This is a genomic window from Chromatium okenii, assembly GCF_002958735.1.
GTDB classification, from domain to species: Bacteria; Pseudomonadota; Gammaproteobacteria; order Chromatiales; family Chromatiaceae; genus Chromatium; species Chromatium okenii_A.
This window is the reverse complement of the sequence record NZ_PPGH01000011.1, coordinates 1-22,765: the sequence shown is the minus strand read 5'-3', so window position 1 is coordinate 22,765 and position 22,765 is coordinate 1. Positions and strand designations below refer to the sequence as shown.

The following is a 22,765-nucleotide window of genomic DNA, read 5'->3' as shown; positions in this document are numbered from 1 at the left end:
ACTGATGATTGTATATCGTTTCCCATTACGCCGATTTATATTATCTATATTTTTACCGGCTACACTGATTTTAGTTGTTATGGTCGCTGCCACTTACGGAGGTAATAGCGGATTTGTTGTTGCCCCTTTCAAGGTAATTTCCCATTCCACTATGCTTTGGACTGTGTATCCAAAATTAGTTCTTTCGATTCTTTTTCCATTAAGCCTACTCGTAATGTTTGGGCGTGAATTGCTGACTGATAGATTAGTTACGTTGGCTTGGTTGATGTTTTCAATAGGCACAGGATATGGCTGGATATTAGCCGAATCTGGAGGACGCATGTTTGATGGTAATTGGCTCTGGTCTGGGCAAATTGCTGCTTTCCTTCTTTTTATTGCAAGTACTCGATTTCTTATCCGTTTAATACCAAGAATAAATACTGCCAAACGGTGTAAAATTGCTTGGATTTTCTTATTTTTACACTTTGTTTCTGGTCTAATTTGGTATTTAGTTCAATATACCGATTATCCACCAGCTTACTGGCAATTTTGATAACTATTCTGGGTAACTAACTGTACGCGAAACATTCTCAAAAACTAACTGCCATAACGATAAATACTGGTTTACTTTGATTAGTTAAATCCACTTACATAGGACTGTTAATCATGAATATCCCATTTAATAAACCCTACATGACCGGTAAAGAACTTTGGTATATCGCCCAAGCTCACGCGAATGGACATTTGGCAGGCGATGGTCAGTTCACGAAACAATGTAATGCTTGGCTAGAAACGCGCACGGGAACCAGTAAGGCGCTGCTCACTCATTCCTGTACCGCAGCATTAGAAATGGCTGCGATCTTGGCTGACATCCAGCCGGGCGATGAAGTGATTATGCCGTCTTACACCTTTGTTTCTACAGCGAATGCGTTTGTGCTGCGTGGAGCAATACCGGTGTTTGTGGATATTCGCCAGACACGCTAAATATCGATGAAACCCGAATTGAAGCCGCCATTACTGAAAAAACCAAGGCAATTGTCCCAGTTCATTATGCTGGAGTTGGATGCGAAATGGACACCATTATGGACATCGCCAAACGCCATGATTTGCTGGTGATTGAAGATGCAGCGCAAGGCGTTATGGCCAGCTATAAAGGTCGGGCGCTGGGTTCAATAGGGCATTTAGGTTGTTTATCTTTTCACGAAACTAAAAACATCATTTCCTGGCGAAGGTGGCGCATTATTAGTCAATGATCCGCAGCTTGCTGAACGCGCCGAAATTATTCGAGAAAAGGGAACGAATCGTTCCCTATTTTTTCGTGGTCAAGTGGATAAATACACTTGGGTTGATCTTGGCTCTTCCTATTTGCCATCTGAATTAGTTGCCGCTTTTTTGTGGGCACAAATGGAAGAAGCGGATGTCATTACGCAGCGGCGAATTGGTTTATGGAACAGTTATCACCGCTGGTTTGCGGCATCGGAAATTGCAGGCATGTGTCGTCGCCCCGTTATTCCTGCCGCATGTAGTCATAATGCTCACATGTATTATTTATTACTGGCAGATTTAGAAACCCGTAATCAATTTATTACTCGCTTGAAAACAGTAGGTATTTCACCAGTGTTTCATTACGTGCCATTGCATAGCGCCCCTGCTGGGCAACGTTGCGGACGAACACATGGCGATCTTTCTCATACTGAACATTTGGCGGATTGTTTAGTGCGGTTGCCGTTATGGATTGGCTTAGAAGAATCACAAGCTGAAGTTGCGCGTAACATTTCGAGCATATTAGCCGAAATTGTTTGATGGCGTGAACGCTTAATTAAAAGCTGAGGGTAGTGATCCTATTTATAGGGTAGATTTGCGAACTCTACCTATTTTTCTGGTTGATAGCGTTGCATTATAGTGATAATACCAAATTGCTCCGATATGGTTGGTAAGTTTTTTAGAAAATGATAGGGTTTTTCTCACTAATCGAGAGATGCGCTGCCGAAACGTACAGTTCAATCGCTCAATATGATTTGTTCGTCCACTTTCTTTGCCAACAGCACGATGGCGTTTTGATGGAAATATCATTCCATAAGCTGCCCAAAAATTGGTATAACTTACTGCGCATTGGCGATAAATAGGAGGCAAAGAGTTCCATAATCCATGTGCAGATTTTTCACTTCTATCTCCAATTTACGCACCAACAATTTCACGCGTACGCGCATCAATCGCTAACAAAAGCCATTGTTTATTTTTGAGTTTATGTACAAATGACCACATTTAATCACACTCAATCGTGAGTCGTCCCCGCGCTTTTTACTCACTTCAACATGACGTGGAATTGATTCGTATTTTTCATTGACATAACGTTGCAACCAAGATTTTGAGACGCCAACAATTCGAGTAATAGCAGCTAAAGAAACTCGCTCTAAAAGCAAGCGATCAATCAAAGATTTCTTTTCATCAGAGATCGTGCTTTAGGCCGGGCTTAACACAAATTGTCGTCCGCAGTCTTTACATCGGTACATTTGCTTATTGGTAGCGTTAAAACCGTTTTTGACGAGAGATTGGGAGTGGCATTCGGGACAGGGCATAAAAATAACTCCAACTGAAGTACATGGCGGTGTTTTAATTTTATCCTATAGATAGGATCACTACCGTTTAGTTTATCTGTTGGAAGGCGGTAGTCAATCATAGGTAGAATTCCACAACATCACTTAGTTGATTGCACCGAGTGTATTAACGAAAAAGCCAAATGAAAAGGGTATATTTCAATTGCTACGACCAAACGCTATAGCATCTAAAAAGCGCAGTACTCAATTGACACTCACTAGCAAGCACCCAACGCTGCCGCAAACTGACCACGCGCACAACTGACGCCATCCGTTGGGCTGTGCCATAATCCGCCGCCTTTCCGCGTTGTAAAAGTGGTCTTTGTCGACCCGCACCGGACACAGCAACTTTGTAATTTAATTCTTGGGATCAGTGGCTTAACGGAGATCAAGATGGACGAAAACCGCAAAAAAGCGTTGACTGCCGCACTTGCACAAATTGACAAGCAGTTTGGCAAGGGCACGGTGATGCGCATGGGCGACACTGGCGGAGTGCGAAATGTCGAAGCGATTTCCACCGGTTCACTTGGTCTTGATTTGGCGCTGGGCATCGGCGGCGTTCCAAAGGACGGGTCATCGAAATCTATGGTCCTGAATCGTCAGGTAAAACCACGTTGTCGCTGCATATCATCGCTGAAGCGCAGAAACTTGGTGGTACCGCAGCATTCGTCGATGCCGAGCATGCGCTTGATCCAATCTACGCCGAAAAACTCGGCGTCAACATGAAAGACCTGCTGATTTCACAGCCCGATACTGGTGAACAGGCGCTCGAAGTCACGGATATGTTAGTGCGTTCTGGTGCGCTGGATATTGTTGTAGTTGATTCGGTCGCTGCATTAACGCCAAAAGCGGAAATTGAAGGTGAAATGGGCGATTCGCACATGGGGCTTCATGCGCGATTAATGTCGCAGGCATTGCGCAAATTAACTGGCAATATCAATCGCTCCAATTGCTGCGTGATTTTCATTAACCAAATCCGTATGAAAATTGGGTCATGTTTGGATCTCCTGAAACCACAACTGGCGGCAATGCGCTGAAGTTTTATGCGTCAGTACGGTTGGATATTCGGCGCACTGGAAATATCAAAAAAGGCGATGAAGTGATCGGCAGTGAGACCAAAGTCAAGGTCATTAAAAACAAGGTCGCGCCGCCATTCCGTCAAGCTGAATTTGATATTTTACGGACACGGTATTTCCCGCGAAGGCGAATCATTGACATCGGCGTTGCGGAAGGTTTCGTCGAAAAATCGGTGCTTGGTATAGTTACGACGGCACTCGTATTGGTCAAGGCAAGGATAATGTGCGCAATTACTGTGCGAAAATCCTGCAATTGCCCAGTCGATTGAAGCTAAAATTCGCGCCAAATTATTACCCCAGCGACTGATGAATCAGCAAAAACTCACAAAAGATGAATTATCATGCACGTTTAATGTAATGACTGCGCTTGATTCCCGATTGATATTGAAAACTGTGCACTGCGCTTGCTGGCGCAACGCGATCACACGCGAGCGAATTGCTGCGCAAATTGCTTCAACGCGGTTTTATTGAAAGTGCCATTAATCCAGTGCTCAATCAATTGAAACACAGGGCTTCATCAATGAACCGCAATTTGCTGAACATTACATTGCCGAGCGCATGAAAAAAGGTTTTGGTGTGCTGCGTATTCGTGGCGAATTGCGCGAAAAAGGATTAAGCGGAACGCTAATTGAACAGGCGCTTGAACCGGTAAAAAATGAATGGGCGGAGTGTATTGCTGCTGCTCATCAACGGCGATTTGGAAATACCGCGCCGACTGACCGCGCCGATTATGGCCGCCGCGCTCGTTTTCTCGAACAGCGCGGTTTTCCGACAGACTTAATTGTGCGCATACTGCGCTGATTAGACAGGATATTTGCGAGAAGTTTTGACCATGACCACCAGTGCCGCGCTCCGCGCCAGCTTTCTCGACTATTTCGCCCAACGCCAACACGAACGTGTCGCTTCCAGTTCGCTAGTGCCCGCGCATGACCCGACGCTGCTATTTACCAACGCGGGCATGGTGCAATTCAAAGATGTGTTTTTAGGGCGTGAACGCCGCAGTTACGTCCGCGCCACGACCTCGCAACGCTGCGTCCGCGCTGGCGGCAAACACAACGATTTAGAAAACGTCGGCTACACCGCCCGCCATCACACCTTTTTTGAAATGCTGGGCAATTTCAGCTTCGGCGACTATTTCAAGCGCGAAGCCATTGGTTTTGCGTGGGATTATTTGACACGAGTGCTGGCGCTGCCGCCGGCGCGATTGTGGGTGACGGTGTTTGAGGACGACGACGACGCTGCGAATATCTGGCTCCACGAGATCGGCATTGATCCGACGCGGTTTTCGCGCTGCGGCGCGAAAGACAACTTTTGGTCGATGGGCGATACCGGACCGTGCGGACCGTGCTCGGAGATTTTTTACGATCACGGCGCGGAGATCGCTGGCGGTCCGCCCGGTTCAGCGGACGCAGATGGCGACCGCTACGTTGAGATTTGGAATCTCGTATTCATGCAGTTCAACCGCGATGCTGAAGGGCATTTGACGCCGCTGCCGCGTCCGTCGGTTGATACCGGCATGGGGCTGGAGCGGCTCGCGGCAGTGTTGCAGGGCGTCCACAGCAATTATGACATTGACCTATTTCAACGCCTGATTGCGGCGGCAGCGGCGCTGACGACTGCGCCGATCCCGCTGACAAATCGCTGCGCGTGATTGCTGATCACATTCGTTCGACGGCGTTTTTAATTGCGGATGGCGTGACGCCCAGCAACGAAGGGCGCGGTTATGTGCTGCGGCGGATCATGCGGCGAGCGATTCGGCACGGGCATCGGCTCGGCTGCACCACGCCATTTTTTCATCAGCTCGTGCCGGCGCTGGTGGCGGAAATGGGTGGCGCGTATCCCGAACTGGTCAGGGAACAAGCGCAGATTGAGCGTGTGATTGTGCAGGAAGAACAACGCTTTGCGGAAACGCTGGAGCACGGAATGCGGATTCTTGACGAGGCGATTGCCGGACTGACGAGCCAGCAAATTCCCGGCGCGACCGTGTTCAAACTTTACGACACCTTTGGTTTTCCGACCGATCTCACTGCCGACATCGCCCGCGAGCGCGGCTTGACGCTGGATATGGCTGGCTTTGAGGCGGCGATGGCGCAGCAAAAAGAACGGGCGCGGGCGGCGAGTCAGTTCGGCGGTGGGCAGGCGCTGGAGATTCAGATTCAAGGTCAAACCGATTTCTGCGGTTATGAGCGGTTGCAGGACGAGGCGACGGTGGTGGCGCTGTATCGTGACGGGCACTCGTGCGACGCGCTCAACAGCGGCGATGACGGTTTGGTCGTGCTTGATTTAACGCCGTTTTATGGTGAATCCGGCGGGCAAGTTGGCGATTGCGGCGAGCTGACGACGGAAGCGGCGCGGTTTGAGGTGCGGGACACGCACAAAAAAGGCGCTGGCGCAGTGATTCACGTCGGGCGCGTCACCGCTGGGCAAGTGACCGGTTGGCGACCGAGTACGGCGCGGGTGGATGCCGAGCGCCGTCACGCCATCGCGCTGAATCATTCGGCAACTCATTTGCTCCACGCGGCGCTGCGCAGTGCTCGGTGAACATGTGCAGCAGAAAGGCTCGCAGGTGGGTCGACGCGCTTACGCTTTGATTTTTCACATTTTGCGCCGATCAGCCGCGAGCAGTTGCGCACCATTGAGCAGTTGATTAACCGCGAAGTTCGCGCCAATCATCTGGTCGAAACGCGGATTATGAGTTTGGACGATGCCAAGGCGACTGGCGCGATGGCGCTGTTTGGCGAGAAATATGCGGCGCAGGTGCGGGTGCTGCGGATGGGCGAGTTTTCGACTGAGCTGTGCGGCGGCACGCACGTCAAGGCAGTTGGCGACATCGGGCTGGTAAAAATTCTCAGCGAAACGGGCATTGCGTCGGGGTGCGACGGATTGAGGCGACGACCGGCGCAACTGCGCTGACTGAGATTGCGGCGGATGAGGAGCGGCTGCTGCGCGTGGCGGAATTGGTCAAGGGCGGGCGCGAGATGCTGGCGAGCGCGTCGAGCAATTGCTGGAGCGCAGTCGGCGTTTGGAAAAGGAGCTGGCGCAACTGAAAGCGAAGCTCGCGGCCGCTGCGGGCAAGATGTGGCGAGTCAAGCGGTGCTGGTGAATGGAATCAAGGTGTTAGCAGTGGAGCTGGCTGGCGCGGAGCCAAAAACGCTGCGCGACACGCTCGATCAAGTGAAAGATAAACTCGGTTCGGCGGTGGTGTGTTGGCGACGGTCGCTGACGGCAAAGTCAGTTTGGTTGCGGGCGTGACCAAAGATTTGACCAATCGCTTCAAAGCGGGCGAATTGATCGGCGTCGTCGCAGCGCAGGTTGGCGGCAAGGGCGGCGGTCGTCCCGATATGGCGCAGGCGGGCGGCACTGATCCGGCTGGATTACCGGCGGCGCTGGCGCTGGTGGAAAAGTGGGTGCGCGAGAAATCAGCCGCCGCCGCGTGATCACGACATTCTAAAATGGCATCAAACTGACAACTGGAAATAAACGATGGCGTTGATTGTGCAGAAATATGGTGGAACCTCGGTCGGCAGCGTGGAGCGCATCACTGCCGTTGCCGAGCGGGTGCAGCGGTGGGTGACGCTGGGGCATCAGGTGGTGGTGGTGCTGTCGGCGATGTCTGGTGAGACGGATCGGTTGCTGGGGCTGGCGAAACAGATTCAGCCGCGCCCCGAGCCGCGTGAGTTGGATGTGCTGCTGTCCACCGGCGAGCAGGTGACGATTGCGTTGTTGAGCATGGCGCTGGCGGCGCGGGAGTGTCCGGCGCGGTCGTACACCGGCGCTCAGGTGCAGATTTTGACCGATAGTGCGCACAACAAGGCGCGGATTCGGGACTTGATGGGGCGCGGTGCAGGCGGATTTGGATGCCGGGCGGTGGTGGTGATCGCCGGTTTTCAGGGCATTGACGAGCACGGCGACATCACGACGCTGGGGCGCGGCGGTTCGGATACTTCGGCAGTGGCGATTGCGGCGGCGCTGAAGGCGGATGAATGCCAGATTTATACCGATGTCGATGGCGTTACACCACCGATCCGCGAGTGGAGCCGCGAGCGCGTAAGCTCGACCGCATTACTTTTGAGGAAATGCTGGAGATGGCCAGCCTCGGCTCGAAGGTGTTGCAAATCCGCTCGGTAGAATTTGCGGGTAAATATCAGGTTCCGTTGCGGGTGCTCTCCAGTTTTATTGACGGCGAGGGCACGCTGATTACGTTTGAGGAAGAAAATGTGGAAGACGCGAAAATTGCGGGGATTGCGTTCAGTCGAGATGAAGCGAAGTTGACGGTGCTGGGTGTACCGGATCAGCCGGGCGTGGCGCATCAGATTTTGGGACCGATTGCGGCAGCCAATATCGAAGTAGACATGATTATTCAAAATGTCGGGGCGCAAGAGGCGACGACGGATTTTACGTTTACGGTGCATCGCAACGATTATGCGCGGGCGCTGGAAATTCTCGACGCGATGGCGCACACGCTGGGGGCGCGGCAGGTGTTGGGCGATGCCAAGATCGTGAAAATTTCGCTGGTGGGCGTGGGAATGCGCAGTCACGCGGGCATCGCCAGCCAGATGTTTGGCTGCCTCGCCAAAGAAGGCATCAATATCCGCATGATTTCCACCTCAGAAATCAAAATTTCGGTGGTGATTGATGAGAAATATCTGGAGCTTGGCGTGCGGACATTGCACGAGGCGTTCGGTTTAGAGCACAGCGCGACGATTTGAACAGCACCAGCTAAATTGCGAATCATCATGGCACTGACAGAAAAAACTGTGGCGCAGCAGTGACAATTGCTAGAATTGACCCGCAAATCTGTACCTCACACGGGCATCCGAGGCTGACTGGTTGCATGACTTGCATGGATCAAGCTATTGAATTGAACCGATTATTGCATCGGCATTAGGGAAGAAAAGGGAGCAAACAACGATGTTAATTTTGACTCGGCGGTTGGTGAAACACTGATGATTGGTGACGAAGTGACTGTACTGTTCTTGGCGTCAAAGGTAATCAAGTGCGGATTGGCGTCAACGCCCCGCGCGAGGTGTCGGTGCATCGTGAGGAAATTTACGAGCGGATCAAGCGTGAACAAGCGGATGGCGGGCAAAGCGCGAGCGTTGAAGAAGACGCAGACAACTAGCGCAAATTGAATAGAACGTGTTAGGATGCGCGTCCAATCGCAAGGCGAATAGGCAGATTGTTTGAGGAGAGATGGCCGAGCGGCTGAAGGCGCTCCCCTGCTAAGGGAGTATAGGTTAATCCTATCGAGGGTTCGAATCCCTCTCTCTCCGCCAACTTTTATAAAAACCCGTTGTTAATATAACGGGTTTTTATTTGTCTTCAATCAGAGCTTGAATAAACGACTGAACAGCCACATCATTAAAGACCTCGCGGTCTTTTTTTATGCGCGGGAATTATGCTTTGCTGGCAGAGTGCTGATCATCTTTTTGCCATCAATCGCCAGTATTCTTTATCGTTCCATCACGCCGCCGAGGAGCGTTGCAACTCGAATAATTCGAGCCAGGCTCGGCGTTGTGATTTCCCTTTATTTAACGGCGCTCACTCACGATTCATCGAGAGTTGATTAACCATGAGTGAGTTTTCTGATTACAAAGTCGCCGACATTGCTTTAGCTGATTTTGGGCGCAAAGAAATGGTCATGCGGAAACGGAAATGCCGGGGTTAATGGCGCTGCGGCGGAAATTCGGCGCTGCAAAACCGCTGACTGGTGCCCGCATTACCGGCAGTTTGCACATGACCATTCAGACCGCCGTATTGATTGAAACCCTGGTTGAATTGGTGCGCAGGTGCGCTGGTGTTCCTGCAATATCTTTTCAACGCAAGATCATGCTGCGGCAGCAATTGCCGCTGCTGGTATTCCGGTTTATGCGTGGAAAGGCGAAACGCTAGAAGAATACTGGTGGTGTACTGAACAGGTATTGAATTGGCCCGATGGCGCAGGCCCGAATATGATTCTTGATGACGGCGGCGATGCAACTTTAGTGGTTCATAAGGGCGTTGAATACGAAAACGCGGGCGCAATTCCCGCTCCTGCTGCTGGCGATAGTGAAGAATGGACAGCAATTCTTGGTCTGCTCAGTCGCACTTCGACGCAATCCCAGCATTGGCACGGAATTGCCGCTGCCATTAAAGGCGTCACGGAAGAAACCACAACTGGCGTGCATCGGCTTTATCAAATGCACCGCGATGGGCAATTGTTATTCCCGCATGAATGTCAATGATTCGGTGACGAAATCCAAGTTTGATAATTTATATGGCTGTCGTGAATCATTGGTTGATGCCATTAAACGTGCGACCGATGTGATGATTGCAGGTAAATTAGCATTGGTCTGCGGCTTTGGCGATGTGGGTAAAGGCTCGGCAGCTTCATTGCGTGGTTTAGGTGCAACCGTTTGGGTCACAGAAATTGATCCGATTTGCGCATTACAAGCTGCAATGGAAGGTTATCGCGTCGTGCGGCTTGATGATGTCGTATCAATGATGGACATCTTTGTCACTGCTACTGGCAATACCGACATCATTACCATGATCACATGGTCGCAATGAAAGATCAGGCGATTGTGTGCAATATCGGTCATTTCGATAATGAGATTCAGGTTATAGCCTGAAGCAATACGAGTGGATCAATATCAAACCGCAGGTCGATCAGATCGTATTCCCCGCTGGTCATCGCATTACATTATTGGCAGAAGGGCGGTTAGTGAATCTCGGCTGCGCGACCGGTCATCCCAGTTTTGTGATGTCCAATAGCTTTACCAATCAGGTACTGGCGCAGATTGAAATCTTCACCAAGCCGGAGGAATATCCAATTGGTGTATATGTGTTGCCGAAGCATTTGGATGAAGATGTTGCGCGGCTGCATTTGGAGAAGATTGGCGTTAAATTACGACGCTGACGCAGACTCAAGCGGATTATATTGGTGTTCCGGTTGCTGGTCCATATAAAGCGGATAACTATCGTTATTAGTTGTAATGCGTGATGGTGATGAATTGATGTTGCGGATTATTCATCACGAGATAGCGAAAAGGAATTCGCTTTCAGAGTCGTAGATCGTAGATTGATCGCAAGTTGATTAACACTGCGTTATTTGCGCTTATTTGGCGAGCAACGCAGCCCAATGTTCATCACTATTGACGAGAGAGGCTTAATTCAACCAATGGCTAATACAAAACACGTTTTTGCGTTTGAAGATGGCGATGGAAAAAACAACATCTGCTCGGCGGCAAGGGCGCGAATCTGTGCGAAATGACGCAGATCGGCTTGATGTGCCGCCCGGTTTTGTGATTTCACGCAGCCTGTTTGGACTATCTCGCGCGTCCACGCTGCCAACTGGCTTGATGGACGACGTGCAGGCGCAGATGCGGGCGCTGGAGCAGAAGACCGGCAAAGGTTTTGGCGATTCCGACAATCCGCTGTTGGTGTCGGTGCGCTCCGGTTCGGCAATGTCGATGCCGGGCATGATGGACACGATTTTGAATCTCGGCCTCAACGCCGAGACGCTGCAAGGCGTGATCTGCGCGACTGGCGACGCCCGTTTTGGTTACGACGCATATCGGCGTTTCATCCAACTGTTTGGCAAGGTCGCGCTCGGTGTGCCAGATGCTGCGTTTGATAAAGAATTCGACGCGATCAAGGAAGCCGCTCACGCCAAGCAAGACGTTGATTTATCAGCCAATGATTGAAAGAAGTCAGCGAGCGCTTCCTCGCCGTCGTGCAAAACGTGACCGGGCATCCATTCCCGTCCGATCCGTATCAACAGTTGGAAATTGCGATCAAGCGGTGTTCAACAGTTGGGGCGGCAAACGCGCCGTCGATTATCGCCGCCAATTCCACATCACCCCGGACATGGCCAACGGCACGGCAGTCAATGTGGTGACGATGGTGTTCGGCAATCGCGGCGACGATTCCGCGACTGGCGTTGCCTTCACCCGCAATCCGGCGACCGGCGAAAACAAGCTCTACGGCGAATATCTGGTCAACGCGCAGGGCGAAGATGTCGTTGCTGGCATTCGCACCCCGAAGCCGCTGGATCGGCTGAAAGTTGAAATGCCAGAAATGGCGGATCAGCTCGATGCGCTGCGCGACAAGCTCGAAAGCCATTATCACGAAGTGCAGGATTTTGAGTTCACCATCGAACGCGGCCAGCTGTATTGCCTGCAAACCCGCAACGGCAAGATGAATACGGTGGCGATGGTGCGCACGTCGGTCGAAATGGAGCGCGAGGGCTTGATCACCAAAGAACAGGCGCTGCTGCGTATCGCGCCCGATTCGCTGGAGCAGATGCTGTTTCCGCGCCTTGATCCGACGATCAAAGCGGAAGCCGTCGCGCAGGGTTTGCCGGCATCGCCCGGCGCTGCATCCGGCATCGCCGTGTTTGATGCGGATCGCGCCGAGCAATACGGGCGCGAGCAGGGGCGCAAAGTGATTTTGGTGCGCGAGGAAACCAAGCCCGAAGATATTCACGGCTTTTTTGCTTCTGAAGGCATCTTGACCTCACGCGGCGGCAAAACCTCTCACGCCGCAGTCGTCGCTCGTGGCATGGGCAAGCCGTGCGTGGCTGGCGCAGAAGGCATCAGCGTTGATGTTAATCGGCGCGAGGCGCGAGTGGGGCTGACCAGTTTCAAAGAAGGTGACGTGATTACGCTCGACGGCACTTCCGGCAAGGTCTATCTCGGCGCAATTCCGACCGTTGAGCCAGATTTCACGCCAGAACTCAACGTGTTGCTGGGCTGGGCGGATGAACGGGCGCGGCTGAAAGTGATGGCAAATGCCGACACGCCAGATGATGCGCGTCGCGCTCGCAGCTACGGCGCAGTCGGGATCGGGCTGGCGCGGACGGAGCGGATGTTTAACGACGTGGAACGGTTGCCGATTGTGATTGAGATGATCGTGGCCGATACGCCGGAGCAGCGCCAAGCTGCGCTGGATAAATTGCTGCCGCTGCAACGGCGCGATTTCCGCGAGCTGTTTGAAGTGATGTCGCCGAATCCGGTGACGATTCGCCTGCTTGATCCGCCGATTCACGAGTTCCTGCCCGATGAGCATGTGTTGGAGCGGGAATTGTCCGAGCTGCGGGCGCTGGCGCAGAACGCTCGCGGCGTGACCGTGCTGGCTGGCGCGATGGGGCTGCTTCATGCCTCTGAAAGTGTGCGTCACGACATTGACATGGCGCGGCGGATGATTGATCCGTCCGTCGTTGAGGACGCGATTGGCAAGAAAGAGGCGATGCTCAAAAAGGTGCGGGCGCTGTACGAAACCAATCCGATGCTCGGTCATCGCGGGGTGCGGCTCGGCATCACCTTCCCGGAGATTTACCAGATGCAGGTGCGGGCGATTCTCGAAGCGGCGGCGGAATGCGCCAAGGCGGGGATTCAGGTCAAGCCGCAAATCAAGGTGCCGCAGGTGTGTACCGCTGAGGAACTGCGCAAGGTCAAGACCTTTGTCGATGACATTCACGCCGAAGTTGCCGAACGCTACGGCAAGCCGGTGAGTTTCAAATTCGGCACGATGATTGAGGTGGTGCGGGCGTGTATGCGGGCGGAATCGCTGGCGGAAGAAGCGGAGTTTTTCTCTTTCGGCACCAACGATTTAACGCAGGCGACGTTTTCATTCTCGCGGGAAGATGCGGAGAACAAATTCCTGCCGCTGTATAACCAATCGGGGATTTTGCAAGACAACCCGTTTGATGTATTGGATGTGAAAGGCGTCGGTAAATTGATGCAATTGGCGGTTGAATGGGGTCGTTCAGTGAAACCGGATTTGCACGTCGGTATTTGCGGCGAGCACGGCGGACATCCAGCATCAATTGAGTTCTGCCATAAAGCCAACTTGGATTATGTCAGTTGCTCCGGGCCGCGTGTGCCGGTGGCGCGATTGGCTGCGGCTCATGCAGCATTGAAGGCGGGCAATAAATAAAGTATTGCTGGCTTGAAACTGCGGGTTGATGCTTTCAATCAATCCGCAGCGAGTTTGAACGCATATAAAACTAAGCACTTGACATGATTTCATGGACAAACTAGAAAAATAACTCGTGATTTTTTAATTTTTAATGGACAGTAAAATGGCAAAAATACCAAACAAAAAACCTTTAGCTAAAAGAACAGTTATGAAAGCTATAAGTGATGGATTGTTAGTTCACATTGAGCGTCTTGCAAAGATGGTGGCCAAGGGAAATAGAAACGAAGAAGAAACAAGGCGCTGGGTGGTGGATGTATTGAGAACCGCTTTCGGATATGTTGATGATCAAATTGAAACTGAAATGAAAGCGTTGGGGAAACGAGTAGATATAGCAATTCCAATATAAAATGATTTTATAAATGAGGAGTGAAAAGCAAATGACCTACTCTGTTGATTTCCGTCGTCGAGCATTAGAAATAAAAGAAAAATTTAACCTTACTTATAGTGAAACTGCCCGCAGGCTAGGAGTTGGCTCTGCGAGTTTAATTCGCTGGAATAAAGAACTAGAGCCACAAAAGCATCGCAACAAACCTGCAACTAAAATTAACACCAATCAACTGCTAAAAGATGTTGAAACGTATCCTGATGCTTACCTTCAAGAACGTGCCGATAGATTGCAAGTGAGCAAGAGTGGTATTGGTGCAGCCTTGAAAAGATTGGGCATTAGTCGAAAAAAAAACATTTTCTCATCCCAAAGCAGATGAGCAAGCACGTCTTTCATTTCAAGAACGCATAGCAAGCTATAAAACAACTAAAAAAACAATAGTTTATATTGATGAAAGTGGATTTGCTAACGATATGCCGCGTTCTTATGGTACTCTCCTATCGGAAAAAAGTGTTTAGACAAGCGCAATTGGCATGAAAAAGGACGAATAAATGCTATTGGGGCAATACTGACTTTAATTTAGTGACGGTGACTTTATTTACCGGTTCAATTAACTCTCAAGTTTTTCTTTTATGGATAACCGATGATTTGTTGCCAAAACTACCAGCAAACTGCGTTCTTGTCATGGTAATGCTACTTTTCACAAAAGACAAGATATTCAGCAGAAGATTAAAGCAAGCGGACATATTTTAGAATACTTACCACCATATTCACCTGACTTAAACCCGATTGAACACTACTGGTCAAAAGCAAAAGCGATTCGCAAAAGGAACCATTGCACAGTTGATGCTTTATTTGCCTGTAATTTGTAATCATTTTATGCTGGATTAGCTATATAGCAATTAAATCAAAAGATAAAGTTATCCTTGTCATAGAATGCAAAGCATCAAGTATTAATCTAACTGCTTCAGCTGTGCTACAGGCTACGAATTATGCGGCTGCACTTGGTGCAGAGTGGGCGGCTGTTACCAATGGTCGACGCTGGTTGCTTTATCACGTCACTCCAAAAAAAGGTGAAGAACCTATAATTGATGAAATTTTTGATGTTGAACTGCTTGACGATAATGGAATATCTAAGGACGATATTGATTCTCTTTATTTATTAACGGAACAAGCGTTAATATCCGGCGAAACAATCAAAACATTTCACTTCTTCAACTGTACATCGCAAGAAAAGATTTTTCAGGCTATTGTGTCAGAGCCAGTTGTTCATGTTATTTGTGAGGAACTGCAAAAGTTATACAAACAAGAAGCAGGTGTCTTATCTAAAGATATTAACCCGTCGTTTATTCAAGAACTGCTTGTGGAAATGTTTATAAATGACGAATTAGAATAACTTTCGAGTCGCACACGATGAAATTAAAAGTGGTTATTCATCCGGCAGAAGAAGGCGGGTTTTGGGCAGAAGTGCCAGCGATTCAAGGTTGCGCAACGCAAGGCAATAGCATTGAAGAACTGTTAAAAAATGTGCAGGAAGCAATAGAAGGCTGTTTGGTAGTGCCTCGATCAATAGAACTAGTAAATGTCGGAGCACCACCTAAAAACTAACACCCTAACTTATTCAATAACGGCATAAGAAAGATAGGGTTCAAATACAAAACGTTGAATCCGTAATTTTTGAATCAGTAACGACTCCACAACTGCTTGCGTTTCTCCCGGCCATTTTGGACAGTTTAGTTCATCAAACACAATTACTGCGCCTTTGGGCATACGATTTAAAAACGTATCAATCGCTGCTTTTGTTGGCAAATAAATATCAAAATCAAGATGTAATAAAGAAACAACCGTGTGAGGATTGTCGATTAGATACTGCGGCATGGTTTCACACGCATCTCCACGAATCAGACGAACTTTTGGAACGTGACCAATAGCACGATTTTGATCGTAAATTTCAAGACATTGCGTTAAATCTTCAAATGAATTGGCTTGATAACCACCTTCTCGATGTTCTTTTCCAATTTCGGCATGTTTGGTGTCATTGGAATGAAGATCGGGAAAACCGCTGAAAGTATCGAAGCCAATGATCCTGCGCTGAAGATTAAAAGGCTCAAGTGCGGCGCTCATTTGCGCAAACCACATCAAGCCTCCGCCCCAATTAACCCCGCCTTCGATAATGTCACCCTGAATGGGAAGAACTATCTTAAAAATCTCGTATAAAGCCAGATACCGCGCAGTGGTTTGACGAGTAATATATTTAGGAAAGTTTTCAAATTTTTCGCTGGGTGTACCAACGCTATTAACCGCATAATCATCTAGTTGTTGTTGATAAGCAATTTCGCTTTTCGTGGAACGACCAACTTCACGAAAACCAAAACAATCTTGCTGATAAAATGCCGATTGAGATAAGTTATCTGACATGACGAATAACCGAGTTCGCTGTATTTTTAACGATAGAATACGGTGGAACATGAGAAGTTAGAACCACGCCAGAAGCAATAACGGATTCCGTACCAATTTCAATAAATGGTTCCACCGCAACATGCGTACCAAACTTAACGCGATCCGCTACCTTAACTCGTCCAGAAAGCGATGTACGTGGACCAAAGGTGCAATGATTTCCCACAATAGAATGGTGCTCAATATAAGTGCCAGCTGCTAAAAAATTGTTATTACCTAAAATGACTCCAGTAGCGATATAGCTGCCATGCACGACTAAATTACCAGTGCCAAGCTGGCATTTTTTACGCACATTTGCTGTGGAAGCAATAACATTCGTAAACGGAATACCGATTTGTGTAAAACGTTCAAATATGGCAGCACGATCTGCAATATCTTTAACCACGGTTGAAATGAGCGCATCAAATTTTTTCTCATGCCACAGTTTAATCGCAAGATCAAAATTTCCAATTACCGGCACTCCCATCAAATCAGTGCCAATGATTTCTGGGCTGTTATCCAAAATTCCAATTGCTTGCTGCAACACCGTGTCAGAAAGTATATCCAATACTAATGCCGCACCACCGCCACCACCTAAGATAAGAATACGTTCTGGCTGAATACCAAGTGAACTGGTAACGAGCGAATGAGTGGCAGTTGTCAAATTGGGTGCATGATCTGATTCTAATTTAACCGAATTAGCTACTCCTGTTACGAGTTCTTCACCAATTAAAACTCCAGGGTGAGCAGCGCCAAGTGCAATCAAATCAACACCTAAACGGTTAGCAAGAATCTGCGCTTTTTTTGTCCACTTCGGTAGAGATAATTCAGTAGTATCATTCGATAAAGCGGGTGTTATTTTTTCAAAATGAGTGGGTATTGACTCATCAATTGATGCTGCGATAAACCCAATAATATGACCAGTGAGATATGTTTTATCTGCTGGGGCGATTTGTCTTAAAATACCATCGACTTCAGCACAAAGATCAACGGCGCTTTTCGTTGTTTCTATCACACAAATTGGTTCGTTTTGATGGACACTAGCACCGTCTGGGTGTAACCAACGCACAAGCGTAGCTGATTCATCGTTGATATTCAGCAACGGCATTTTAATGATCATGCCCATGACAGTGCCTCTAAAATTGCATTCTCAATTTTTAAACTTGAAATTAAAACCGTGGTTTCCTGTTCGATAGCCGTTGGAATAGTACAACGATTAGAGGTCACAAGTTTAATCGGGCAATACAATTTCCCCCAGAACTTTTCGTAAAGCTGGCTTGCAATACTTGATGCCCAAGTGAATCCTTCAGTACTTTCTTCGGCGATGACAATGCGTCTCGCTTCATTTGCAAAATGCGCCAGCATTTCAATTGGTACTGGATCAATAGATTCTGGCAAAAGTGCCACAATACGTATTTCTTCTGCCGCTAATTTTTTCAATAGTTCTGGCAGAAAACGCGAAATTCCGCCGTAACCAATTAGGCAAACATCTGGTATACCAAAGCGGTAATTGCGGAGAATCGCTGTTTGATAACCCGTTTCATCAATTTCTAACGTGAATGGCAATTCATCGCTATTAGATTGCAATGTTTCCCGATACAGCAGTTTGTGTTCAATGAAGATCACTGGGTTGGTTTCCCGCACAACAATTTGCTGAATGGTTTTCCCCGGTTGATGATAATGACTCGGCGCAATGAGCTTTAATCCGGGAATGCCGAGAAACATTTTTTCTAAACTTTGGCTATGTGTTGGACCATAACCTCTTCCGCCACCCATTGGTGAGCGCACGATTAACGGGCAGGTTACACCCTGATACATATTCGGAAACTTTGTTGCATGATTGATGATTTGATCGGCGCAGAGTGTTAAAAAATCACCAAACATAATTTCTACAATTGGAACGTGTCCACGCAATGCCAACCCTATTGCTACACCAGTAATACCTGCTTCCGAGATGGGTGTAGTGAATACGCGATTGGGAAATTGCGTGGATAAACCAGCGGTTACCTTGAAAGCGCCACCATAGGGATCAAGTACATCTTCTCCGAGCAGAATGACACGCGGATCATTAGAAAAAAGATCGAAAAGGCCGTTTTGAAGGTTTTGCAGATACGTCAACATTTTAAAGTAAAGAGAAGTTTTCTAACATGTGATTGATGCGTGTTTGACAGAGAGTTTGAATGCGTGTTTTTACGTTTTCAGACAACACTGTTTCAGCACGTTTGAGTGGATCATTCGTTTGATGAAAAGAAATTTCTGTAATGCAGCGATAATCATCACCTTTACTATGTGGACCTAAACGATAAGTGTTTAATAACAGGCATCTTGGTTTGGAATCTTGACGCATGTTGTCCACAATCGTTTTTGTCGAAGCGTAAACTGCTTGCACATCATTACCATCAACGGTTTCAGTTGGTATACCAAATGAAATAGGACGACCTTCGATGGCACTGCCATGCTCGAGATTCCATGGAGTACTTTGTGCAATTTGATTGTGCTCTATCACCAGTAAAAGCGGCAACTGCCATAACGATGCTATGTTTAGTGCTTCATAAATTACTCCTTCTGACATTGCGCCGTCTCCAACAAATACGACACTAATACCATCTTTTGCTGCAAATTTTTGAGAAAGTGCAATTCCCGTAGCGATTGGAACCATACCGCCAAGAATGCCATTGGAATAAAAATTATTGACATGTAAATGTTGACTGCCGCCTTTACCGCCACAGATACCAGATGCTAATCCTAATATCTCTTTTAATAATCCATCTGTATCATCGGTAAATGCAAGAAAATGTCCATGTCCACGGTGATTTGAACATAGCGTATCCCGTTTGGGATCAATTGCACTCACAACTCCAACAGCACAGGCTTCTTGACCAATGCAAGTATGAACCGTTCCGCGCAAGTGCCCAAGAGAAAACAGATTTAAAAGTGTTTCTTCAAATAAACGAATTAAAAACATTTTTTCGTAGAGAATCACAAGATCAGAATTCATGATAAAGATCGCTTCTCCCAAAAAGTTACTGGTGTTGCGTTTTGTAATACAAGACGCAAAAATGAAAGGACAATAGCGTTTGCAATGAAAATCTAGCGTCCTCGAATCAGTGTCCCAACACCAGTATCAGTGAACAAATCCAACATCACTGCATGTTCGACCCGCCCGTCAATGATATGCGCTGATTTGACGCCAGATTGCACAGCATCAATTGCGCATTGAATTTTTGGCAACATTCCGCCGTGAATCACTCCGGTTTCAATGAGTGTTTTCACCCGACCAACATCCAACTGTTGAATTAACGCTCCATCGGCATCAAGCAATCCTGCGATATTCGTTAATAACAGCAGCTTTTCTGCTTTCAATACCTGCGCCATTTTGCCCGCAACTAAATCGGCGTTGATATTATACGAGCGCCCATCTGCGCCCACGCCAATCGGTGCAATCACTGGAATAAAGTTGCTATTCACCAACATATTCACAATGCTGGGATCAATACTTTCCACTTCACCAACATGCCCAATATCAATAATTTCCGGTTCATTCAACTCTGGCGCATCGCGGCGCAATAACAGTTTTCGTGCACGAATTAAATCACCATCTGTTCCCGTCAATCCCACTGCGGAACCGCCGTGCCGGTTAATGAAATTGACGATTTCTTTATTTACCAAACCACCGAGCACCATTTCCACCACGTCCATCGTTTCAGCATCAGTGACGCGCATTCCTTGCACGAATTCACTTACTTTACCAAGCCGCTTTAATAACGAGCCAATTTGCGGCCCCCCGCCGTGTACAATGACGGGATTGATGCCGACTAATTTCATTAACACGACATCGCGGGCGAAACCTTCTTTTAAGGCTGCATCCACCATCGCATTGCCGCCGTATTTAATCACCATTGTTTTGCCTTGAAAGCGCCGAATATACGGCAGCGCCTCAATTAAAACATCTGCAATAGTTTGTGCACGATCCTGAGGAAGTGTCATCAATTTAACTCTCTTTTATTCGATTTTTGATAATTGAAAAATAACATTAAAATCTAATGCGATTTCCAAGTGTAAACGGCAGTGACAGCATAATTCCACACTGCGCCGACTAAAATGCCAGCCAACGCCGAGAAAAACCAACCTGAATTTCCTTGCTGAAATAAGGCATTAGCAATGCCGACATTTGCCAGTGCGCCCAGTCCGCACACCAGCACGAAACTCAACCAACCCCACAACAGCTGGCGACCAATCAGCCGCTGATCACGGTAAGTGAATAAATTGTTTAGAAAGAAATTGCTCGTCATGGCAACCAGCGTTGCCGTCGCTTGACCGAGCAAAAATACGCTTTCACCGAGTAAATGCAGCATCGGCCACAATACCGCCATGTGCACGGCAACGCCCAGTCCACCAATTAATGAAAAAGCAATAAAGCGCACTGGAATACGAGTGCCAATTAATTTCTGCGCCAGCATTAATAGATATTCCCACAGCACTGCTGATTCCAATTTACTCGCGCCTGCCAGCCGTTGCCGAAATGTAAATGGCAATTCTTGAAACCGCAGCGGTGTTGGCGCAGCAAAGAAAATATCCAATAAAATCTTAAAGCCCACGCCACTTAAATGATGAACGCACTGATGAATAACGTTGGCGCGTACCATGAAAAAACCGCTCATTGGATCGTGCAATTCAGCATGAATTAAGCGTTGACCGATGCGTGTTGCCAAGCGACTCATCCATTGCCGCTGCGTATTCCATTTGCCCACGCCGCCGCCCGCGATATAACGGCTGCCAATCACAATGTCGAGCGCCGCCGTTTTCAATGTCGCCAGCATTTGCGGCAACAGCGTTTCATCGTGCTGTAAATCGCCATCCATCACCGCTAAAAAGGGCGCAGTCGTCGCTAACATGCCTTCAATACACGCCGATGACAGCCCACGTCGCCCGATGCGCTGAATCAAGCGCACCCGCGCATCCTGTCGCGCCAGCTCGCGCACGCGCTCGGCTGTAGCGTCCGGTGAATCGTCATCTACAACGATGATTTCCCACGCAATACCGTCCAATACCGTCGCTACCCGTCGCACCAATTCGGCAACTGAATCTGCTTCGTTGTAGGTCGGCACGATAATCGCCAATTCGGGTGGTGGACAGTATGAATGGGATGAAATAACGGACATGAAATCAACCTGAATGAAATGAAAAGCGGCGCTAAAATCACTGGATTAGGGAAAGCTGTCAAGCGGTTAATGACACATTAACGCTTTCTCAACGGTGGCGTGGTTGATAAAGTACGCAGTCTCAACAATTTATCAAATGAGTTTACAATGAGCACACTCCGATCCGCTGATGCAATTACGCGCATTTTTGAATTATCCACTGCTGAACGTTATGACCTTTTTTTAACTGAAGTTACTGAAAATGCTCAGGTTTGGACGCTGAAAGGTGAAGGCGGTTTCGTTTCCTTCAGCGATGATGAAGGTCTGGATTACTTTCCATTTTGGCCGCGCGGAGTTTGCAAACACTTTAGCAAACGACGATTGGAGCGATTGTCAACCCGAACCATTACCGCTCGCCGTATTTATGGAACGCTGGTTAATCGGTATGGCAGACGATGATCGATTGGTTGCCGTATTTCCGGCATTGGATGGCTCCTGCATGGTGAGCGATCCATTAAGTTTACGCGATGATTTAATTGCTATCACCCAGCAACTTAATCTCGATCTCGGCGCTCATAATTCAAAAGACGCCCACACCGGACAATGATCTGAAGGTTTATCCATGCCGCGAATTGCGGTATCAATACCAACCTCACGCAATTGCGCAGCCAGCGGTGCGGTCATTAAAATATGATCAATCCGCAAGCCGCGCCGAGGTTGATCTTCAAAGCCCCGCGAACGGTAATCAAACCAACTGAATTGATCGCTGACATCAGGATGAATTGCGCGATAAGCGTCAATTAAACCCCATTCCAATAACCTATTAAACCACTCGCGTTCTTCCGGTAAAAACCCGCATTTGCCAGTACGCCGCCAGCGTTTGGCATTCACATCACCAATGCCGATGTCGTTTTCCAATGGCGCAACATTCAAATCACCAACGACTGCCAGCAATTGATCGGGTGAATGATTCATTTGCAAATGCGCCAGCAGATCAGCATAAAACCGCTGTTTCGCCGGAAACTTTAACGGATGGTCGCGCTCTTCGCCTTGCGGAAAATAACCGTTAATCACCGTTAATTCACCGCCACGCGGCAATGAATAGCGCCCAATGATTAAACGCCGCTGGGCATCAATTGCGTCATGCGCAAATCCTTTAGCAATTTGCAACGGCGCAGTTTGACTCAGTAATGCCACGCCGTAATGTCCTTTTTGCCCGTGAATTGCGGTATGAAAACCGAGTTGCTGCGT

Annotated in this window: 17 protein-coding genes, 1 tRNA gene, 9 pseudogenes and 1 riboswitch; of the genes and pseudogenes, 19 read left to right on the top strand and 8 right to left on the bottom strand. The window is 48.4% G+C overall.

Features of this window, described 5'->3' with window-relative positions:
• Positions 1-4: 4 nt before the first annotated feature.
• The 3 genes and pseudogenes from CXB77_RS01585 to CXB77_RS20705 all read left to right on the top strand — a co-directional run bounded on the left by CXB77_RS01585 (position 5) and on the right by CXB77_RS20705 (position 1,782).
• Complete coding sequence (locus tag CXB77_RS01585) at positions 5-532, top strand: hypothetical protein (protein WP_146108633.1); 528 nt, start codon at positions 5-7, stop codon at positions 530-532.
• 113 nt (positions 533-645) lie between these two features.
• Positions 646-1,232: pseudogene (locus CXB77_RS24285) on the top strand (aminotransferase class I/II-fold pyridoxal phosphate-dependent enzyme).
• A gap of 25 nt (positions 1,233-1,257) precedes the next feature.
• Positions 1,258-1,782, top strand: a complete 525-nt coding sequence (locus tag CXB77_RS20705) for a DegT/DnrJ/EryC1/StrS family aminotransferase (RefSeq protein ID WP_431520691.1) — start codon at positions 1,258-1,260, stop codon at positions 1,780-1,782.
• Positions 1,783-1,824: 42 nt separating this feature from the next.
• On the opposite strand, the pseudogene CXB77_RS01575 reads toward CXB77_RS20705, so the two are convergent.
• Positions 1,825-2,558 (bottom strand): annotated as a pseudogene (locus tag CXB77_RS01575) (IS1 family transposase).
• 411 nt (positions 2,559-2,969) lie between these two features.
• Here CXB77_RS01575 and recA point away from each other — a divergent pair.
• From recA to CXB77_RS01495, 15 genes and pseudogenes are all read left to right on the top strand, one after another.
• Positions 2,970-3,955 (top strand): annotated as a pseudogene (gene recA, locus CXB77_RS20700) (recombinase RecA); the annotation flags it as partial.
• 255 nt (positions 3,956-4,210) lie between these two features.
• A complete protein-coding gene (locus CXB77_RS01565; protein WP_242445325.1) occupies positions 4,211-4,453 on the top strand; it encodes a regulatory protein RecX in 243 nt (80 codons plus the stop codon).
• A 31-nt stretch (positions 4,454-4,484) separates the two neighbouring features.
• A pseudogene (gene alaS, locus CXB77_RS01560) lies at positions 4,485-7,089 on the top strand (alanine--tRNA ligase).
• Between the two features lie 46 nt (positions 7,090-7,135).
• Positions 7,136-8,361: pseudogene (locus CXB77_RS01555) on the top strand (aspartate kinase).
• Between the two features lie 202 nt (positions 8,362-8,563).
• Positions 8,564-8,774 (top strand): annotated as a pseudogene (csrA, locus tag CXB77_RS01550) (carbon storage regulator CsrA).
• 65 nt (positions 8,775-8,839) lie between these two features.
• Positions 8,840-8,928, top strand: a tRNA-Ser gene (locus tag CXB77_RS01545).
• A gap of 191 nt (positions 8,929-9,119) precedes the next feature.
• Positions 9,120-9,202: riboswitch (S-adenosyl-L-homocysteine riboswitch) on the top strand.
• Positions 9,203-9,224: 22 nt separating this feature from the next.
• Positions 9,225-9,801 (top strand): annotated as a pseudogene (locus CXB77_RS24280) (adenosylhomocysteinase); the annotation flags it as partial.
• Positions 9,775-10,621: pseudogene (locus CXB77_RS24275) on the top strand (adenosylhomocysteinase); the annotation flags it as partial. The pseudogenes CXB77_RS24280 and CXB77_RS24275, both read left to right, overlap by 27 nt.
• 230 nt (positions 10,622-10,851) lie before the next feature.
• Positions 10,852-11,337, top strand: a complete 486-nt coding sequence (locus CXB77_RS24270; protein ID WP_242445324.1) for a PEP/pyruvate-binding domain-containing protein — start codon at positions 10,852-10,854, stop codon at positions 11,335-11,337.
• A 97-nt stretch (positions 11,338-11,434) separates the two neighbouring features.
• A complete protein-coding gene (gene ppdK, locus CXB77_RS01520) occupies positions 11,435-13,570 on the top strand; it encodes a pyruvate, phosphate dikinase (RefSeq protein ID WP_242445323.1) in 2,136 nt (711 codons plus the stop codon).
• Positions 13,571-13,715: 145 nt separating this feature from the next.
• The gene (locus tag CXB77_RS01515; protein WP_172452483.1) at positions 13,716-13,958 is read left to right on the top strand and encodes a hypothetical protein; all 243 of its coding nucleotides are present in this window, start codon (positions 13,716-13,718) and stop codon (positions 13,956-13,958) included.
• A 31-nt stretch (positions 13,959-13,989) separates the two neighbouring features.
• The gene (locus CXB77_RS01510; RefSeq protein ID WP_105072549.1) at positions 13,990-14,316 is read left to right on the top strand and encodes an IS630 transposase-related protein; all 327 of its coding nucleotides are present in this window, start codon (positions 13,990-13,992) and stop codon (positions 14,314-14,316) included.
• A 292-nt stretch (positions 14,317-14,608) separates the two neighbouring features.
• Entirely contained in the window at positions 14,609-14,809 is a 201-nt protein-coding gene (locus CXB77_RS24265; RefSeq protein WP_197710951.1) for a transposase, read from the top strand.
• Entirely contained in the window at positions 14,809-15,333 is a 525-nt protein-coding gene (locus CXB77_RS01500; protein ID WP_105072530.1) for a type I restriction enzyme HsdR N-terminal domain-containing protein, read from the top strand. Before CXB77_RS24265 ends, CXB77_RS01500 begins: the two co-directional genes overlap by 1 nt.
• A gap of 17 nt (positions 15,334-15,350) precedes the next feature.
• Positions 15,351-15,545: a type II toxin-antitoxin system HicB family antitoxin gene (locus CXB77_RS01495; RefSeq protein WP_105072529.1), complete on the top strand. Its 195-nt coding sequence runs from the start codon at positions 15,351-15,353 to the stop codon at positions 15,543-15,545.
• A 9-nt stretch (positions 15,546-15,554) separates the two neighbouring features.
• Here CXB77_RS01495 and CXB77_RS01490 read toward each other — a convergent pair whose 3' ends face one another.
• The 6 genes from CXB77_RS01490 to CXB77_RS01465 form a co-directional block, all read right to left on the bottom strand.
• Positions 15,555-16,355: a TylF/MycF/NovP-related O-methyltransferase gene (locus tag CXB77_RS01490; RefSeq protein WP_105072528.1), complete on the bottom strand. Its 801-nt coding sequence runs from the start codon at positions 16,353-16,355 to the stop codon at positions 15,555-15,557.
• Entirely contained in the window at positions 16,345-17,499 is a 1,155-nt protein-coding gene (locus CXB77_RS01485; RefSeq protein WP_105072527.1) for a biotin/lipoyl-containing protein, read from the bottom strand. The genes CXB77_RS01490 and CXB77_RS01485 overlap by 11 nt, the downstream gene beginning before the upstream one ends.
• A complete protein-coding gene (locus CXB77_RS19500; RefSeq protein ID WP_172452482.1) occupies positions 17,490-18,491 on the bottom strand; it encodes an alpha-ketoacid dehydrogenase subunit beta in 1,002 nt (333 codons plus the stop codon). The genes CXB77_RS01485 and CXB77_RS19500 overlap by 10 nt, the downstream gene beginning before the upstream one ends.
• Before the next feature lie 4 nt (positions 18,492-18,495).
• Complete coding sequence (locus tag CXB77_RS01475; protein WP_105072526.1) at positions 18,496-19,371, bottom strand: thiamine pyrophosphate-dependent dehydrogenase E1 component subunit alpha; 876 nt, start codon at positions 19,369-19,371, stop codon at positions 18,496-18,498.
• A 92-nt stretch (positions 19,372-19,463) separates the two neighbouring features.
• Positions 19,464-20,360, bottom strand: coding sequence for an acetylglutamate kinase (gene argB / locus CXB77_RS01470; protein WP_105072525.1), 897 nt, complete (start codon positions 20,358-20,360; stop codon positions 19,464-19,466).
• Positions 20,361-20,413: 53 nt separating this feature from the next.
• Positions 20,414-21,535, bottom strand: coding sequence for a glycosyltransferase (locus CXB77_RS01465; RefSeq protein WP_105072524.1), 1,122 nt, complete (start codon positions 21,533-21,535; stop codon positions 20,414-20,416).
• A gap of 147 nt (positions 21,536-21,682) precedes the next feature.
• Here CXB77_RS01465 and CXB77_RS01460 point away from each other — a divergent pair.
• Positions 21,683-22,121, top strand: a pseudogene (locus CXB77_RS01460) (DUF2750 domain-containing protein).
• Here CXB77_RS01460 and xthA read toward each other — a convergent pair.
• On the bottom strand, positions 22,088-22,765 hold a 678-nt coding region (gene xthA, locus CXB77_RS01455; RefSeq protein ID WP_105072523.1), incomplete at its 5' end, for an exodeoxyribonuclease III. The pseudogene CXB77_RS01460 and the gene xthA sit on opposite strands and share 34 nt — an antisense overlap.